Below are 15,486 nucleotides of genomic sequence, written 5' to 3' on the forward strand. Positions count from 1 at the left end.
CGCCGGTGTCACGGTCGTGACCTCCTGCGCACGCACCAAGGGTGCCTCGTCGAACACCATCTGCGGTGGCAATCCACTCTAGAAATCGAGATCATCAATGGCCAGCAGCGCTCTTACTTTCCCCGTCCCTGAGGCTGAGGTTACCGGCGTGGAGCTGCACGTCGCGAAGTCTGGTTCCGACACCGCCGCCGGAACCGCGCAGACCCCCCTGCTCACGATCGGTGCTGCCGCGGCGCTGGCCCAGCCGGGGGACACCGTCGTCGTACACGAAGGCGTATACCGCGAGTGGGTGAACCCGCCGCGCGGCGGTACGGCGGCCGCGCCGATCACCTACCAGGCTGCGCTGGGCGCGGATGGCCTGTTCGAGAAGGTGACGATCTCGGGTGCCGAGGTGATCGGCGACTGGCGTCCGCACGCCGGCCCGGCGGGCCGGGTCTGGGTGGCGACCGTGCCGAACTCCCTGTTCGGGTCGCGCAACCCCTACCTCGAGCGCATCGGTGGGGACTGGTTCTTCGACCAGGTCAACACCTGGCACACGGGCGAGGTGTATCTCGACGGCAAGTCGTTGTACGAGTCGCCGACCATGGCCGGCGTCGAGCACCCCGAGGTCACCGTCGACTCGTTCGACCAGGCGGGCTCGCTGCTGACCTGGTACTGCGAGGTGGGCGACGACGTCACCACGATCTGGGCGAACTTCGGGGGCGCCGACCCGGCCGAGCACCAGATCGAGATCAACGCGCGCAAGTTCGTCTTCTGGCCCGCCGCCACGGGCATTGACTACATCACGGTGCGCGGCTTCACCCTGACGAAGGCCGCCACGCAGTGGGCCCCGCCCACGGCGCTGCAAGAGGGCCTGATCGGCCCGCACTGGTCGAAGGGCTGGGTGATCGAGGACAACACGATCACCGACTCGAAGAACGTCGGCGTCTCGCTGGGCAAAGAGGCCAGCACCGGGCAGAACGAGGCCGCCGCCGGGCCGAAGGGCGCCAAGGGCGGCACACAGCGCGAGCGCGAGGTGATCCAGCGGGCGCTCGCCCTGCGCGGGCCCGCCGCGGGCGAGCCGCACCCGTGGGACCGGGATCACGTCGGCTCCCACACGGTGCGCCGCAACACGATCCGGGACTGCGAGCAGGCCGGCATCGTCGGGCACCTGGGGGCGGTGTTCTCGACCATCAGCGACAACCACATCTCCCGCATCCACGTGAAGCGTCAGTGGCACGGCGCCGAGGTGGCCGGCATCAAGCTGCATGCCGCGATCGACACCGTGATCAGCGGGAACACCATCCATCACACGCACCGTGCCCTGTGGCTCGACTGGCAGGCCCAGGGCACCCTGGTGCGGCGCAACGTCTTCTACGCCTCGACCTCCGAAGACTTCATGGTCGAGGTCTGCCACGGCCCGTACCTTGTGGACTCGAACCTGTTCCTGTCACCGTGGGCGGTCAAGGACATGTCCAGCGGCGGCGCCTACGTGCACAACTACATCGCCGGTCGCATCGCGAACTGCACCGAGCACCAGCGGTACACCCCGTACCACCTCCCGCACTCCACGGCCGTCTACGGAGTCTCGAACATCCTCGGTGGAGACAACCGGTTCTACAACAACGTCTTCGTCGGCGACGGCGCGCGCGCCGAGCACACCGAACCGCAGCCGGAATCGACGCTCGCGAGCTTCTGGTCCGGCGCGATCGACATGGACGGCGTGCCCGGGCAGGCCACCTTCATGCCCACCCCGGTGGGCACCTCGCAGTACGACGCCTACCCGACGGCGCAGGAGTACCCGAACGAGCACGGCAGCGCGATGGCCGGGCCACGCCTCCCGGTCTGGATCGAGGGCAACCTCTACGCGGAGGGCGCCGAGCCGTTCCGCGCGGAACCCACGGCCATCATCACAGGCGCATCACCCGTGCGAGTCGAGGTGCTCGACACCGCAGCCGGCACCCTTCGCGTCGAGGTGACCCACCCGGGCACCCACGTGGTCGCCCCGGTGACCACCGACCGCCTCGGGACCAGCTACCAAGCCGAGATGGGCTACACCAACCCCGACGGGTCTGACCTGGACCTGAGCGCCGACCTCTGTGGGATCCTCCGAGGTGAGGTTGTGCCCGGGCCTTTCGCCGCATCGGCGCCCGTCACCCGGATACTCGCCGCGCCAGAACCGGCGGGCCGGCGCTAGGACCGTCCTGAACAATCCGGTTTCTGGGGCCTTGGCGTCCGCGCGGGCGACGGGGAAGGCGTCTCAATGGCCGTCAAACGGCAGTCAGGTCACAGCGTGGGCCGTCGGCACATCTCGCAGGCATGATCATGAAGACTTCCGTGGCCATTCCCGCTGGCCGTCAGCGCATCTGAGAATGCCACCCAGGAAGCGTCACGCCACAACCAAGATCAAAGATGCCCTCGCCAGGTGAGACATACCAAGTTCCGTGGGCGGGGTCTGTGAAACCGTACGCTCATACGTGTAAAAACCGTGTCTCGAAGATCATCGAAGCCCGTTCCCGGAACCTCGGAAACGGGCCTCTACCCTACATTACACACTGTCGGGCTGGCCGGATTCGAACCGACGACCCCTTGACCCCCAGTTGTTGTGAGGGTCAGCGGTGTACCAGGCAACGTTTGCCGAGGTCGCCAGAACTATAAAGTGCCCCAGTCAAGGCTCTGTGATTGCACCATTTCCGCACTGCGTTTGCCCAGCATAACCGCATGCCGGACAGCGACTCCACTCCGAAGCCCGCCCAAATCGGAATTCCTCCAACCGGACGACCGCACCGGCTCCGGGGCCGTCGCGTCTGCTGCGGGATGGTCTGGAGCGACGGCCCGATCGCCCCGGTGAACGGCAGTTGGCCGGTAACCGGTGCCGCGGCGTGGTCGGCGTCCAGGCGTCGGACCGCGTTGACGCGGGTGTAGTAGCGCATGAGCGTTGCCGGGTCGTGGCGAAGGCGTTCGGCGCGATGAACTACGTCGCCACGTTCGGCTTCGGGATTGGCGTCGGCACCGCCGCCAACAACGCCGCCGGGCGCACGGAGTTCATGCCAATTCAGCTGCTGGTTGGCTGCCGCAGCTGTGAGGCGATCTGCGTCGCTCCCTGGGGGTGGCAGGAGCATGCGGGTGGTGAGGGTGCCGGTCATCGGGAAGGTGCGGGCGAGCCCATGCGGATGGGCCCGCCCGCAGGTTCAGTGTTCGGTCGGGTGGATGACCGCGACCGGGCTGTGGGCGTGGTGAACGAGCGCGCCGCTGACGGAGCCGAGCAGCAGCCCAGCGAATCCGCCGCGGCCGCGGCAGCCGACGACCGTCAGCGTGGCGCCACGCGACGCTTCGACCATGCTGTACTCGCTGTTGAGGCTGCGGATGGCGCGGGTCTCCAGCTTGAGCTGCGGGTGGGCGGTGATCAGCGCGGAGGTCGCGTCGGCCAGCAGTCGCTGTGCCCGGTCCTCGGCGGCGCGTTCGGCTTCGGCCTGCCGGTCGGTGTCGTCGGCGCCGAGCTGGAGCCAGGGCTGGGGCCAGTACACGTGCGTGGCGACCAGTGGCACGTCGCGGCTGATGGCTTCGTCGGCGGCGAAGGTCAGGGCTGCTTGCGCGGCGATGGACCCATCGATGCCGACCAGGACCGGCCCGGCGGCGACGGCGGCCGGCGTGGGCTGCTCGTGGCCGGGCTCGGTGGTGGCGTCGGGCACTGGGGGGCGCACGACGATGACCGGCCCGTGGGCGTGGGAGGCGACCTGCGCCGACACCGACCCGAGCAGCAGTTCGGCGAACCCGCCGACGCCCCGGCAGCCGACGACGGTCACGGCCGCGGTTCGGGACAGCTCGATCAGCGTCGGGACGGGGCCGCCGGCGACCTGCCGCGCGTGGACTTCGTCGAGGGTCGGATGCTGCTTGCGCAGGGTCTCGACGGCGTCGGTCAGGCTACGGTCGATGGCGTCGCGGGTGTCGGTCTCGTCGTAGTACGCCGCGGCCATGGGTTCGATGCCGAAGCCGTACAGGGGGCCGAGGTAGCCGTACACCAGGTGCAGGGGCGCCTGGCGGCGTACGGCGAGGTCGGCGGCGTAAGAGGCGGCGGCGAGGCTGGAAGGCGAGCCGTCGACGCCGACGAGGATCGGCCGGGTGGTCATGTCGGTCTCCTGTTCAGGGGGTGGGGTTGATGGACTCTTCGTAGGGCCGCCGGGTGCTCGGTGCCGGCGGGCCGGGTTGTGCGTAGCCGACGCGGACGCAGACCTGCGGGTGACCGAGGCCGGGCAGCAGGAGGCGCAGTTCGTCGCGGGTGCCGGGGACCTCGGTGACGTCGCTGATGGGTGCGCTGCCCAGGCCGTGGACGGTCGCGGTCAGCAGGACCGCGGACAGGGCCTGTCCGGCGTGCAGCCAGGCGGCCGGGGTGTCGTCGTCGGTGAACAGCACCATGTAGCGGGCTCCGGCGTCGGTGTCGCGGCCGGGGTGCATGGTGTCGCCGCCGAACGGGGCGTAGTCGCGGATCGGGACCCGCCGCGCGACTGCGCGAACGGTGGTTTCGGTGGACACGCCTTCGCCGCTCCACGGGGGCCGGTTCGTCCAGTCGGCCAGTTCGGCGCGGTAGTCCGGGTCGGACAACTGCAGCGCGCCGGCGCGGACCGCGGCGAGGGCGAGGACCGCTACCTGGTCGGCGCGGACGAGGTGGACGTGGGTGTGCTCGAGTTCCCCGGCGGTGGTCAGTGCCCGGCAGGTGGCGTCGGTGACCGGTTGCGTGGTGAACGGCCTGCGGTCGGTGTGTCGACGGCCGATCGCGGCGAGGGCCTGCAGTTCGGCCAGGGCCGGCTCGTGCGGGCCGACGATGCGGATCTCGGCGAGCAGGTCCGGGTCGGCCGGGTCGGGCAGTTCGCGGACGTCGGCGTCGAGGCCGGCGGCGGCCAGGGCGGTGCGGGCGTGGTGCAGGCCGGCGCCGCAGCTGACCGTCAGCAGGCGGCCCTGCGGGTCGGCGGTGGGCAGCTGGCGGTGCCGGTCGGCGTACAGGCGCAGCATCTCGGTGTCGGCCTGCCAGCGCCACGGCTGGGTGTTGAAGATCGACGGCGCGGCGAGTGCGGTGCGGGCCGCGTCATACAGCGCCGGTGCGCCGATCGTCTCGTCTGCGGTCATGGTTTCACTGTCCGCCGGCGGCGTCGGGCGGGGTCAGTGCCGGCGTGCCCAGGGCGGCAGGGGCGGGGGTCCTGTCTGCGGACGGGTCTTTGGTCCCTTCCGCGGCGAGTCGGGGCAGGTGGACAATGCGGGGGTGATCCGTGTGTTTCTGCTCGACGACCATGAGGTGGTCCGTCGCGGCCTTCGTGACCTGCTCGAAGCCGCCGGTGATATCGAGGTGGTCGGCGAGTCGGGTTCGGCTGCCGAGGCCACTCGGCGCATCCCGGCTCTGCGGCCTGACGTCGCGGTCCTGGACGGCAGGCTGCCCGATGGCAGCGGCATCGACGTGTGCCGTGACGTGCGTTCGGTCGACCCGGGCATCAAGGGCCTGATCCTGACGTCGTACGAGGACGACGAGGCGCTGTTCGCGGCGATCATGGCCGGTGCCGCGGGTTATGTCCTCAAGCAGATCAAGGGCACGGACCTGGTCGACGGGATACGCCGGGTCGCCGCCGGGCAGTCGCTGCTCGATCCGGCGATCACGCAGCGGGTCCTGGAACGTATCCGCAACCCGAAGCACGAACCGGACCAGCTCAAGTCCCTGACCGAGCAGGAACGCAAGATCTTGGGCTATGTCGCCGACGGGTTGACCAACCGGCAGATCGCGGCGCAGATGTTCCTGGCGGAGAAGACCGTCAAGAACTACGTGTCGAGCCTGTTGGCCAAGCTGGGCCTGGAGCGGCGTACGCAGGCCGCGGTGTTCGCGGTGAAACTGACCGGGCAGCCGCCCCGTTAGGCGATGGGCACGTTCCAGCGCAGCACGGTCCCGGCCGGGTCGCCGGGTTCGACGGTGAGGGTCCCGCCGTGCAGGGCTGCCCGTTCGGCGAGGTTGCGCAGCCCGCCGCGGGGTGTGGCGCCGCCGCTGCCGTTGTCGGTGACGGTCGCGGTGAGCCGCCCGCCGTCGACGGCGACCGCAACGAGGACGCGTCCGGCGTGTGCGTGGCGTACCACGTTGGACAGCGCTTCACGGATGACGGCGAGCAGGTCGGCGTGCATCTGGTCAGGCACGGCGCTGTCGACCGGCCCGTCCAGGACCAGGTCCGGACGGAATCCGAGCGATGCGGCCGCGCCGTCGACGAGAGTCCGCAGCTCAGCGCGCAGCGACTGCCCGGCGGGGCTGCGCAGCTCGAAGATCGCGCCGCGGATGTCACGGATGGTGCTGTCCAGGTCGTCGACCGCCGATTCGATCCGTTTCGCCAGTTCCGGGCGGGCCGAGACCATCGACGCGACGGTCTGCAGTTGCAGGCCGGTGGCGAACAGCCGCTGGATGACGACGTCGTGCAGATCGCGGGCGATGCGTTCACGGTCGGACAGCACGAGCAGCTGCTCGCGGTCCTCGCGGGCCTGGGCGCGCAGCAGCGCCAGGCCGGCCTGTCCGGCGAACGCGGTCAGCAGCAGCTCGTCCTCGGCTCGCGCCGCACCGGTGTAGGCGACCAGCAGCACACCCTGCCCGGTCGCGAACGGCGCTGCGATACCGCGGATGTCTGGCACCGCCACCGGCCAGGGCGCGGCCTTGCCGAGCTGCTCCAAGGACACGACCTGCTGGTTGGACAGCACCGGCGCGAACCCCGTCTGGGCTACCGGCAGGACTGCTCCCGCCAGGCCGGGGACGGGTTCGGCGGCGTCGACGATGGCCACGGTCAGGGTCGCGTTGTCCTCCTCGTGCAGTAGCACTGCGACGAGTTCGGCTTCGGCGACCTCGCGGGCGCGGCGGGCCACCAGCGCCAGCGCTTCAGCGGTCGTCGTGTCCTCACCGAGCGAGTTGATGATCTCGGCGGTGGCGGCCAGCCACCGCTGCCGGCGCTGCGCCACGGCGTACAGACGCGCGTTCTCGATCGCCGCGCCCGCCGCGGCGGCCAGCGCGATGGTGATCTCCTGGTCGTCGTCGGTGAACTCAGCCCCGTTGTGCTTGTCGGCCAGGTACAGGTTGCCGAACACCTGGTCGCGGATCCGGATCGGCACGCCCAGGAAGCTGTGCATCGGCGGATGGTTGGGCGGGAAACCGACCGATCGCGGGTGGGTGGAGATGTCTGGCATCCGCACCGGCTCGGGGTGGCTGATCAGCAGGCCGAGCACACCATGGCCGGTGGGCAGGTCACCTATCGCCGCGTGCTGCTCGGGTGAGATGCCGTGGGTGATGAACTCCACCAGGCGGTCGTCGGGGCCGAGTACGCCGAGCGCGCCATACTTGGCGTCAGCCAGGCGACAGGACGCGATCACGATCCGTTCGAGGGTGGAACGCAGATCCAGGTCGGTGCCGATGCCGACTACGGCGTCGAGCAGGCTGCGCAGCCGCTCGCGGCTGGCCATGACCTCCGACACGCGGTCCAGCAGCTCCTGCAGCAACTCGTCGAGTTGCACGCGCGAAAGAGGCGACAAGCCAAGCGATGTCCACTGCTGTTCCACAGCCATGATGCTATGGCCCTGGTGTGGGTGCGGCCATGCCCGATTCGCGATGTGGCCGGGCATCGGCGCCGGGGTCGCGGCCTAGGTGCGGTGGTCAGCGGGTCAGCAGGTTGACCAGGTCGCTGCCGGTGATGACGCCGATGGCGCAGCCACGGCGGTCGACGACCGCGACGGCGTCGACGTGGCCGGCACACATGTGCCTGGCCGCGTCGACGACATGCGCGTCGGCGTCGACGGCGGCAGCGGTGCTGTCCAGCAGACTCGCCACCCGGCGTCGGGACAGCGACCCCGGGTCGGACGCCCACGCCGCGACGACGGCGCGGTCGCTGAGGATTCCGGCGCAGCGTCCGGCTTCGTCGACGGCCACGAGGTGACGTAGCCCTGTCCCGGCCATCGCGGCCAGGGCCTGCTCCAGCGTTGCCGAGGCGCTCACCTGCGCAGGGGGTGCGCTCATCACGTCACGGACCGCAGTCTGTGCCTGTGTCGAGGACGCAGCCGGAACCTGGTTTGGATCAGATGCCGCTGTCATGGTGCTCCCCGTTCTCGAGTGCCTGAGGTCAGCTCCTGCGATCGGTCCTCGGGTCCGGGACGACCAGGACCGGGCAGGCGGCGTGGTGCAGAACCTGCTGGCTGACCGACCCGAGCAGCAGCCCGGCGAAACCGCCGCGGCCGCGCGCGCCGACGACGACCAGTTGCGCCAGCTCGCTGAGCTGTACGAGGATGCGTCCGGGCCGGCCGTAGACGAGGTGCTCGCTTCGGCTCCTGTCTGTACCAATTATCGACGGTGGGGGCGGTGCCGGCGGGCTGTCCGCCAGATGAGGGCGACCGTTCCGGGCAGCAGGCCGGCCGCGGACCTGCTGCGCGAACACCTGCCGCAGCTGCGGATCCGGGTCGTCAACGTGGTCGACCTGATGCGGCTGCAGCCGCAGACCGAGCACCCCCACGGGCTGCCCGACGCCGAGTACGACGCGATCTTCACCACCGACCGGCCGGTCGTGTTCGCCTACCACGGCTACCCGTGGCTGATCCACCGCCTCACCTACCGCCGAGCCGGCCACGAGCACCTGCACGTGCGCGGCTACAAGGAGGAAGGCACCACGACCACACCGTTCGACATGCTGGTCCGCAACGACATGGACCGCTTCCACCTGGTCATCGACGTCATCGACCGGGTGCCCGGCCTGGCCCGCAAGGCCGCCGCGCTACGCCAGGCGATGGTCGACAAGCGCACCGAGCACACCGCCTACATCCGCCAGACCAGGTGAAGCGGCTGCGGGCAGACCACCGCGGCCTGGACGTCGACGTGCACGTCGTCGTCGGCCGTCCAGCACCCGTGCTCATCGACGCTTCCCGCACGGCGCTGCTGACCGTCGTCGGCTGCCGCGGTATCGGCGGGTTCACCGAGCTGCTGCTCAGGTCGGTCAGCGCCCAGGTCGCCGCCCACGCGCACGGCCCGGTGCTGGTCATCCGCGCCCACCCGGCGGCGAGCAGCCCGCAGCAGACGCACCCATCCTGGTCGGTGTCGACGCCGCCCCGGGCTGCGCCGAGGTCGTCGAGGCCGCTTTCGCCCATGCTCACGCCCGAGGCGTCGGCCTGGTGGCGGTGCACTGCTGGGCGTCGATGGCAGCGCCCGGCGGCGACTTGGCCGGTGAGTACGACCGGTCGGCGCCCGAACTCGCGGCCCAGCAGCGGCTCGACGACGCCCTGTCCGCAACGAAGCGGCACTACCCCCACGTGCCGGTGATCGGGCGGCTGATCCGCACCGGGGCGACGGGCGCGGCAATGGTTCGGGAGTCGGCCGAGGCCGGACTCGTCGTCGTCGGCAGCCGCGGCCATGCCGGAGCCGCCGGGATGATGCTGAGCTCGGTCAGCCAGGCGCTGCTGCATCACGCCCTGTGCCCGGTGGCCGTCATCCGTTGAGCGCTACCGACCCCACCGGTCCGGCTTCACCCGTGAAGCCGGACCGGTGGAGCTTGTCCGAGGTCCCGAAGGGTCGGGACCAACGGCCCTGACCTGCTGCTCGTTCGGCCGCGACAGTGGAGACCATGATGACACCAGCAGCTCTGCACACGGCCCTGCCTGCGTCGGTCCGCGCCGCTGTGCGGGCGCCGTCGGTGCACAACACCCAGCCGTGGCGGTTTCGCCTCAGCGACGACAGCATCAGCGTGTACGCCGACCCGGACCGGCAACTGCCGCTGACCGACGCCGACGGACGCGCGCTGCGGCTGTCCTGCGGAGCGGCGATCTTCAACGCCCGTCTCGCGCTGGCGTATCTGGGCTGGGCGTCCGAAACCGTCCTGCGGCCAAATCCTGACGATCCGCTGCATCTTGCGACGATCCGTGCGGTCGGCCCGCGGGCCGCGACGCCGGTCGAGCAGGACCTCTACACCGCTGTCGAGCGCCGGCACAGCAACCGCAGCCCGTTTCTCGACACCGCCATCCCGCTGCAGACCCGGGCCCGGCTGCTGGACGCGGCCCGCGTCGAAGGGTGCTGGCTTGACCTGATCGTCGGACCCGTCGCCCAGAACATGATCGCCGAACTCGTCGACACCGCCGACCGGATTCTTCAGGCGACCCCCGGCTACCGCACCGAGCTCGCCGCATGGATCCGGGACCAGCCCAGCCCCGACGGCGTGCCGCGAGACGCCGGCGGTCCCGCACCCGAACCCCAGGACCTGCTCACCCGCCGCGACTTCGGCGGGCCGCCCCGCCCGCCGGGCCGCGACTACGAATCCGAGCCGTTCATCGCGGTGCTCGGCGCCTACGGCGACACGCCCAGCGACGACTTGCAAGCCGGCCAGGCCCTGCAGCGGGTCCTGCTGACCGCCACCGCCAGCGGTCTGGCGACGTCGCTGATGTCGCAGCCGGTCGACGTGCCCGCGATCCGCGAGCAGATGCGACTCGGGCTGCACCGCGCCGGATCGCCGCACATCCTGCTGCGCGCCGGCTACGCCGTGGCCGCCGGCACCACACCACGGCGGCCGGTCGAAGACGTGATGCTGCCGCCCGTGGCGTCGGTCCCGGCCGGCGGGAGCCGTTAGTCCCACCGGGTCGGGTCGGCCGGCACTGTGCGCGGCCCGCCGCGAGCGGTCGTATGAAGACGTCAACCGACGAGAAAGGACACGCAGATGACCGCGCTGTTCACCCCGCTCCCGCCGTCAACGGCCGCCACGGCCTCACCCCCGCCACGGCTGTCGCTGCGACCGAGACCGGTACGGCACGCGGACCGTGGCCCGACACCACTCGCGCATCTCGCGCCGACGGCCGCTGAGCGCAACAGTGGTCGTGCACCTGGCGTCGCCTAAGTGCGCTCTTCGGCCCGCGCCGCTGGCGGTCGCCGGCTCACGGCGACCGCGCAGGGCGGGCACAAAGACGCCCGCGGCAGAGACCTCCGGCCCTGCCCTGGGTGCCGCGGCTGGGATGAGTCTGGCATCGAACCTTTCACCCCCTCGCCGCCACGAGCGGCACCGAACAGAGGTGACACCCCATGGCCACCGTCGTCATCGACCGGCTCACCAAAACGTTCCCCAATGCGAGCCGCCCTGTGCTGGACGAGGTCGGCCTCACCGTCGGCGACGGTGAGTTCCTGGTCCTCGTCGGTCCGTCGGGCTGCGGCAAATCCACGCTGCTACGCCTGATCGCCGGGCTCGAAGACCCCGATCACGGTGGCATCAGCATCGACGGCACCGACGTGACGTACCTGCCGCCGAAGGTCCGCGACATCGCGATGGTCTTCCAGAGCTACGCCCTGTACCCGCACATGACCGTCGCCGAGAACCTCGGCTTCAGCCTGCGCATGTCCCACACCCCGCGTGAGCAGGCCGCCGCGCAGGTCGAGCGGGTCGCTCACGTCCTGGCGCTGGAGACCCTGCTGGACCGCAAACCCGCAGCGCTGTCCGGCGGGCAGCGCCAGCGTGTCGCGATGGGCCGCGCCATGGTCCGCCACCCGAAGGTCCTGCTGATGGATGAGCCTTTGTCCAACCTTGACGCGAAGCTGCGGGTGGCCATGCGCGGGGAGCTGATGCGCCTGCACCAGCGCGAGGCCACCACCACGCTGTATGTCACGCACGACCAGGTCGAGGCCATGACCCTCGGCGACCGCATCGCGGTGCTCCACGAAGGGCGCATCCAACAGGTCGGCACCCCGCAGGAGCTCTACCACCACCCGGTCAACGTCTTCGTCGCCGGATTCATCGGCTCACCTGCCATGAACCTGGCCCTCGGACGCGTCGAGGCCGGCACGGACGGTCCGGTCCTGGTGCTGGGCGGACACCACTGGCAGGTGCCCACCGCGCTGCTCGACCGCTTGGCCGGGCTGAACACCGACACCGGGCACGACGTCGTCGTCGGCCTTCGACCCGCGGCGCTGAACCTGGGCGCGCCTGCGGCCGGGCAGGCTGACGTCACGGTCACCGCGATCACGGTGGAGGCTCTCGGCGACGAGACCAACGTGCTGTTCATGCCGCCGTTCCCGGTGCCCGACGTGATCCGCGCCGGCACCGGGTCGACCGACACCGAACTGACCGCCATGTGGACCGCCCGGCTGGCACCCGACGTCACCATCACCGCCGGCCAAGAACTCACCCTGGCGCTGGACCTGGAGCAGGTGTACCTGTTCGACGCTGGCACCGGTGTGGCCCTGCGAGTGGACAAGGCCAGCTGCCCGGCGGCGTGACCAGCTGCTTCACGGCGCCCGGCTGTGCCGCTGCAACGGCGGCACAGCTGGGCGTCTGCAGGTCGGCAGCTGACAGGTCAGGACGTACGTCCCACCGGACCGGGTCCACAGACCCGTGACCAGGCTCAGGTAGCGGACGAGGCTCAAAGGCGAAACCACCGAAAGGTGAAGGAGAAAGGAGCAGTCATGCGCGCCTGCGTCGTCACCGACTTCGCCGCCCCGCTCACCGTCGGCGACGTGCCCATCCCCCAGCCCGGCCCCGGACAGATCCTCGTCCGGGTGGAGGCCAGCGGCCTGTGCCACACCGACATCCACGCCGCCCGCGGCGACTGGCCCGTCAAACCGGTGCTGCCGTTCATCCCCGGCCACGAGGGCGTCGGCATCGTCGAACGCCTCGGCCGCGGCGTCACCGAGGTCGCCATCGGCGACCGCGTCGCCATGCCGTGGCTCGGATACAGCTGCGGCACCTGCGAGTACTGCGTCAGCGGACGCGAGACGCTGTGCGAGTCGCAGCGCAACACCGGCTACGGCTTCGACGGCGCCCACGCCGAGTTCGCCGTCGCCTACGCCCGCCACGTCGTCAAGGTCCCCGAAGGCGTCAGCCCATTCGACGCCGCCCCGCTGACCTGCGCCGGCGTCACCACCTACAAGGCGATCAAAGTCGCCGGGGTCCGTCCGACCGAACGAGTCGCGATCTTCGGGATCGGCGGGCTGGGCCACCTCGCCCAGCAGTACGCGCAGATCTTCGGCGGCGACGCCATCGCCGTCGACCTCACCGAGGAGAAACTGTCCCTGGCACGCAAGCTCGGCGCCGCCCACACGATCAACGCCGCGCACACCGACCCCGTCGCCGCCATCCAAGCCCTCGGCGGCGCGGACGTCGCCGTCGTGCTCGCGGCCAGCCCCACCGTGCTGGAGCAGGCCCACGCCAGCCTGCGCCGCGGCGGCCGCCTGGTGCTGGTATCGCTGCCCAAGGACAACATCATGCGCCTGCCGGTGTTCGAAACCGTCCTCGGCGGCCTGACGATCATCGGTTCCATCGTCGGCACCCGAGCAGACCTCGCCGAAGTGTTCGCCCTGCACGCTGCCGGACGCACCAGCGTGCAGTACGAGATCCGCGACCTCGACGAGATCAACGACACGATCGAGGAGATCCTGGCCTCCAGCATCACCGCCCGGGTCGTGTTCCGCCTGTGAACCGACGGGCCGGGCGGGCCGCCGACGCGGCCCGCCCGGTCTCGTCTGCGCCGAACCCGTCAGAAACACCACCCGGACGGCCGGGCACCATGGATGATCAGGACGAGCCTCCAGCCGACCACCGGGGCCAACTCAGGAGATCGTCATGACCACCGCGCTGACCCTGAACGACACCGCCTTCCGCGACGTCGTCGCCGCCGCCGTCCGTGCCCCGTCCCTGCACAACAGCCAGCCCTGGCGTTTTCGCAACCTGGGCGGCGCGATCGAGATCCACGTCGACCCCGCGCGCTGCCTCCCGATCGCCGACCCCACCGGATGGGCTGCCCGCATCGCCTGCGGCGCCGCAACCTTCAACGCCAGGCTCGCACCGCCCGCCATGGGCCTCGCCGCGCAGGTGGAGCTGCTGCCCGACGCCGGCAACCCGCAGCTGCTCGCCCGCCTTACGCCCACGGCGGCGTGGCAGACAACCCCGGTCGAAGAAGCCCTGTTCGCGGCGATCGAGCGCCGCTTCAGCAACCGGGAGCCGTTCCATCCCGCCCCGGTCCCGGTCCATGCCCAGGTGCAGATCGCTGACGCCGCTCACGCCGAGGGTGCCTGGGCCGACATCCTCAGCGGACCCGCCTGCGTCGAGGTCATCTCCGAGATCGTCCGCGCGGCCGATGCCGCACTGGCCGGCGACGGCGCGTACCAAACAGAGTTGCGCGCATGGACCCGACCCGACCGCGACGACCGCGACGGCGTGCCCGCCCGGGCCGGCGGTCCGGTCCCACAACCAGGTGATCTGCTGCCGCGTCGCACTTACGGCCACCGTGAAGCCGTCCCGGGCAGTGACTTCGACCCCGACCCGCTCGTCGTCGTGCTTGGCACTGCTGGCGACACCCCGGCCGACCAGCTCCAAGCCGGTATCGCCCTGCAGCGGGTACTGCTCACCATCACCGACGCCGGTCTGGCCGCCTCGATGCTGTCGCAGCCGATCGAGGACCCCGCAGAACGGGACAAGCTCCGGCTCGCACTGGACCGCTCCGGAATTCCGCAGATGGTGCTGCGGGTCGGCAACGGCCGGGCAGGCTACCCCACGCCCAGGCGTGACTTGGCCGAGGTCATCGACCAGGCCTGACCTGCCATCATCACGGCGTGAAACCGCGATCGCTGTCGTGCAGTATCAACGGCAACTGAGGCTTTGACCGTGTCCGCCCGCGCACACTGGGCAGACCCGTGTGGTGCGGGCCGGACGGCAGGACCAGAGGGTGTCTTTGGTCCCGTGACGACGGGCCCTCCAACTCTGCTGGGACAGGTGTGGCGCACGGGATTCTGAGTGCAGACAACGATCCCCCGAAGGAGCCCACCATGAAGCGCAGGACCCTCGACCTGATGTTCAGCCTCGGCGGCGTCGCCATCGCGATCCTGCTGACCGTCGCCGGTGTCGTGCTCACGGCCAACGCGAACTTCGCCACCGACTACGTCACCTCGCAGCTGGCCGAGCAGAACATCACCTTCAAGACCCTCGACACCCTCACCCCCGCCGAGCGCGAGCAGCCCGGACTCGTCGAGAACGCCGGCCAGAAGCTGACCACCGGCAAGCAGGCCGAGGTGTACGCCCTGCAGTTCATCGGCCTGCACCTGAAGAACACCGCCGGCGGCAAGACCTACGCCGACCTCGGCGTGCCGCAGAGCCAGCTCCGGGCCCAGGTCGCCGAGGCGACCAAGAACAACGACCCGAACCTGGCCGCCCTGCAGCAGCAGCTGGCCGACGTCACCGCACAGCGCGAGACCATGTTCAAGGGCGAGACCCTGCGCGGCCTGCTGCTGACCACCTACGGCTTCAGCGAGTTCGGCACCAAGGCAGGCCAGGCCGCCCTGGTGGCCTACCTCGCCGCCCTGGTGATGGCGCTGCTGTCGATCGCCGGCTTCGTCCACGCCTTCCGCACGCCCCGGACCGAGGCCTTCGCCCCGGTCGAGGCGGGCCCGGCCCGTGAGAAGATCAACGCCTGACACTCCGGCTCCCTGTGGGGCGGCACGCCGAAAGGCGCACCGCCCCACAAACGTATGAAGGCCGGTGGTCGCAC

At 70.5% G+C, this 15,486-nt stretch carries 12 protein-coding genes and 3 pseudogenes; 10 read left to right on the top strand and 5 right to left on the bottom strand.

Features of this window, described 5'->3' with window-relative positions; translation table 11 throughout:
• The first annotated feature begins 148 nt into the window (after positions 1 to 148).
• Complete coding sequence (locus ACFQO7_RS22420; protein ID WP_376808183.1) at positions 149 to 2,176, top strand: right-handed parallel beta-helix repeat-containing protein; 2,028 nt, start codon at positions 149 to 151, stop codon at positions 2,174 to 2,176.
• Positions 2,177 to 3,170: 994 nt separating this feature from the next.
• Here ACFQO7_RS22420 and ACFQO7_RS22425 read toward each other — a convergent pair.
• A complete protein-coding gene (locus tag ACFQO7_RS22425; protein ID WP_376808184.1) occupies positions 3,171 to 4,109 on the bottom strand; it encodes a universal stress protein in 939 nt (312 codons plus the stop codon).
• Positions 4,110 to 4,122: 13 nt separating this feature from the next.
• Complete coding sequence (locus ACFQO7_RS22430) at positions 4,123 to 5,103, bottom strand: Acg family FMN-binding oxidoreductase (RefSeq protein ID WP_376808185.1); 981 nt, start codon at positions 5,101 to 5,103, stop codon at positions 4,123 to 4,125.
• A 133-nt stretch (positions 5,104 to 5,236) separates the two neighbouring features.
• On the opposite strand from ACFQO7_RS22430, the gene ACFQO7_RS22435 reads away from it, so the two are divergent.
• Entirely contained in the window at positions 5,237 to 5,878 is a 642-nt protein-coding gene (locus tag ACFQO7_RS22435; protein WP_376808186.1) for a response regulator, read from the top strand.
• On the opposite strand, the gene ACFQO7_RS22440 is transcribed toward ACFQO7_RS22435, so the two are convergent.
• The 3 genes and pseudogenes from ACFQO7_RS22440 to ACFQO7_RS22450 all read right to left on the bottom strand — a co-directional run.
• Positions 5,875 to 7,554, bottom strand: a complete 1,680-nt coding sequence (locus tag ACFQO7_RS22440; RefSeq protein ID WP_376808187.1) for a GAF domain-containing sensor histidine kinase — start codon at positions 7,552 to 7,554, stop codon at positions 5,875 to 5,877. The two genes, ACFQO7_RS22435 and ACFQO7_RS22440, sit on opposite strands and share 4 nt — an antisense overlap.
• An 88-nt stretch (positions 7,555 to 7,642) precedes the next feature.
• On the bottom strand, positions 7,643 to 8,002 hold the full coding sequence (locus ACFQO7_RS22445) for a CBS domain-containing protein (protein WP_376808188.1): 360 nt from the start codon (positions 8,000 to 8,002) through the stop codon (positions 7,643 to 7,645).
• Between the two features lie 103 nt (positions 8,003 to 8,105).
• A pseudogene (locus ACFQO7_RS22450) lies at positions 8,106 to 8,300 on the bottom strand (universal stress protein); the annotation flags it as partial.
• A 93-nt stretch (positions 8,301 to 8,393) separates the two neighbouring features.
• Here ACFQO7_RS22450 and ACFQO7_RS22455 point away from each other — a divergent pair.
• The 8 genes and pseudogenes from ACFQO7_RS22455 to ACFQO7_RS22490 form a co-directional block, all read left to right on the top strand.
• Positions 8,394 to 8,801 (top strand): annotated as a pseudogene (locus ACFQO7_RS22455) (phosphoketolase family protein); the annotation flags it as partial.
• Positions 8,802 to 8,809: 8 nt separating this feature from the next.
• Positions 8,810 to 8,959 (top strand): annotated as a pseudogene (locus ACFQO7_RS22460) (universal stress protein); the annotation flags it as partial.
• Positions 8,960 to 9,060: 101 nt separating this feature from the next.
• A complete protein-coding gene (locus ACFQO7_RS22465; RefSeq protein WP_376808252.1) occupies positions 9,061 to 9,468 on the top strand; it encodes a universal stress protein in 408 nt (135 codons plus the stop codon).
• A 128-nt stretch (positions 9,469 to 9,596) separates the two neighbouring features.
• Positions 9,597 to 10,589: an Acg family FMN-binding oxidoreductase gene (locus tag ACFQO7_RS22470; RefSeq protein ID WP_376808189.1), complete on the top strand. Its 993-nt coding sequence runs from the start codon at positions 9,597 to 9,599 to the stop codon at positions 10,587 to 10,589.
• Positions 10,590 to 11,035: 446 nt separating this feature from the next.
• Positions 11,036 to 12,223 carry an ABC transporter ATP-binding protein gene (locus ACFQO7_RS22475; RefSeq protein WP_376808190.1) on the top strand — a complete coding sequence of 396 codons (1,188 nt, stop codon included), beginning with the start codon at positions 11,036 to 11,038 and terminating at the stop codon, positions 12,221 to 12,223.
• A gap of 186 nt (positions 12,224 to 12,409) precedes the next feature.
• Complete coding sequence (locus tag ACFQO7_RS22480; RefSeq protein ID WP_376808191.1) at positions 12,410 to 13,420, top strand: zinc-dependent alcohol dehydrogenase; 1,011 nt, start codon at positions 12,410 to 12,412, stop codon at positions 13,418 to 13,420.
• 145 nt (positions 13,421 to 13,565) lie between these two features.
• Entirely contained in the window at positions 13,566 to 14,537 is a 972-nt protein-coding gene (locus tag ACFQO7_RS22485; protein WP_376808192.1) for an Acg family FMN-binding oxidoreductase, read from the top strand.
• Between the two features lie 230 nt (positions 14,538 to 14,767).
• Complete coding sequence (locus tag ACFQO7_RS22490; protein ID WP_376808193.1) at positions 14,768 to 15,412, top strand: hypothetical protein; 645 nt, start codon at positions 14,768 to 14,770, stop codon at positions 15,410 to 15,412.
• Positions 15,413 to 15,486 lie beyond the last annotated feature (74 nt).

The sequence above is a fragment of the Catellatospora aurea genome, assembly GCF_042663325.1.
GTDB lineage: Bacteria > Actinomycetota > Actinomycetes > Mycobacteriales > Micromonosporaceae > Catellatospora > Catellatospora aurea.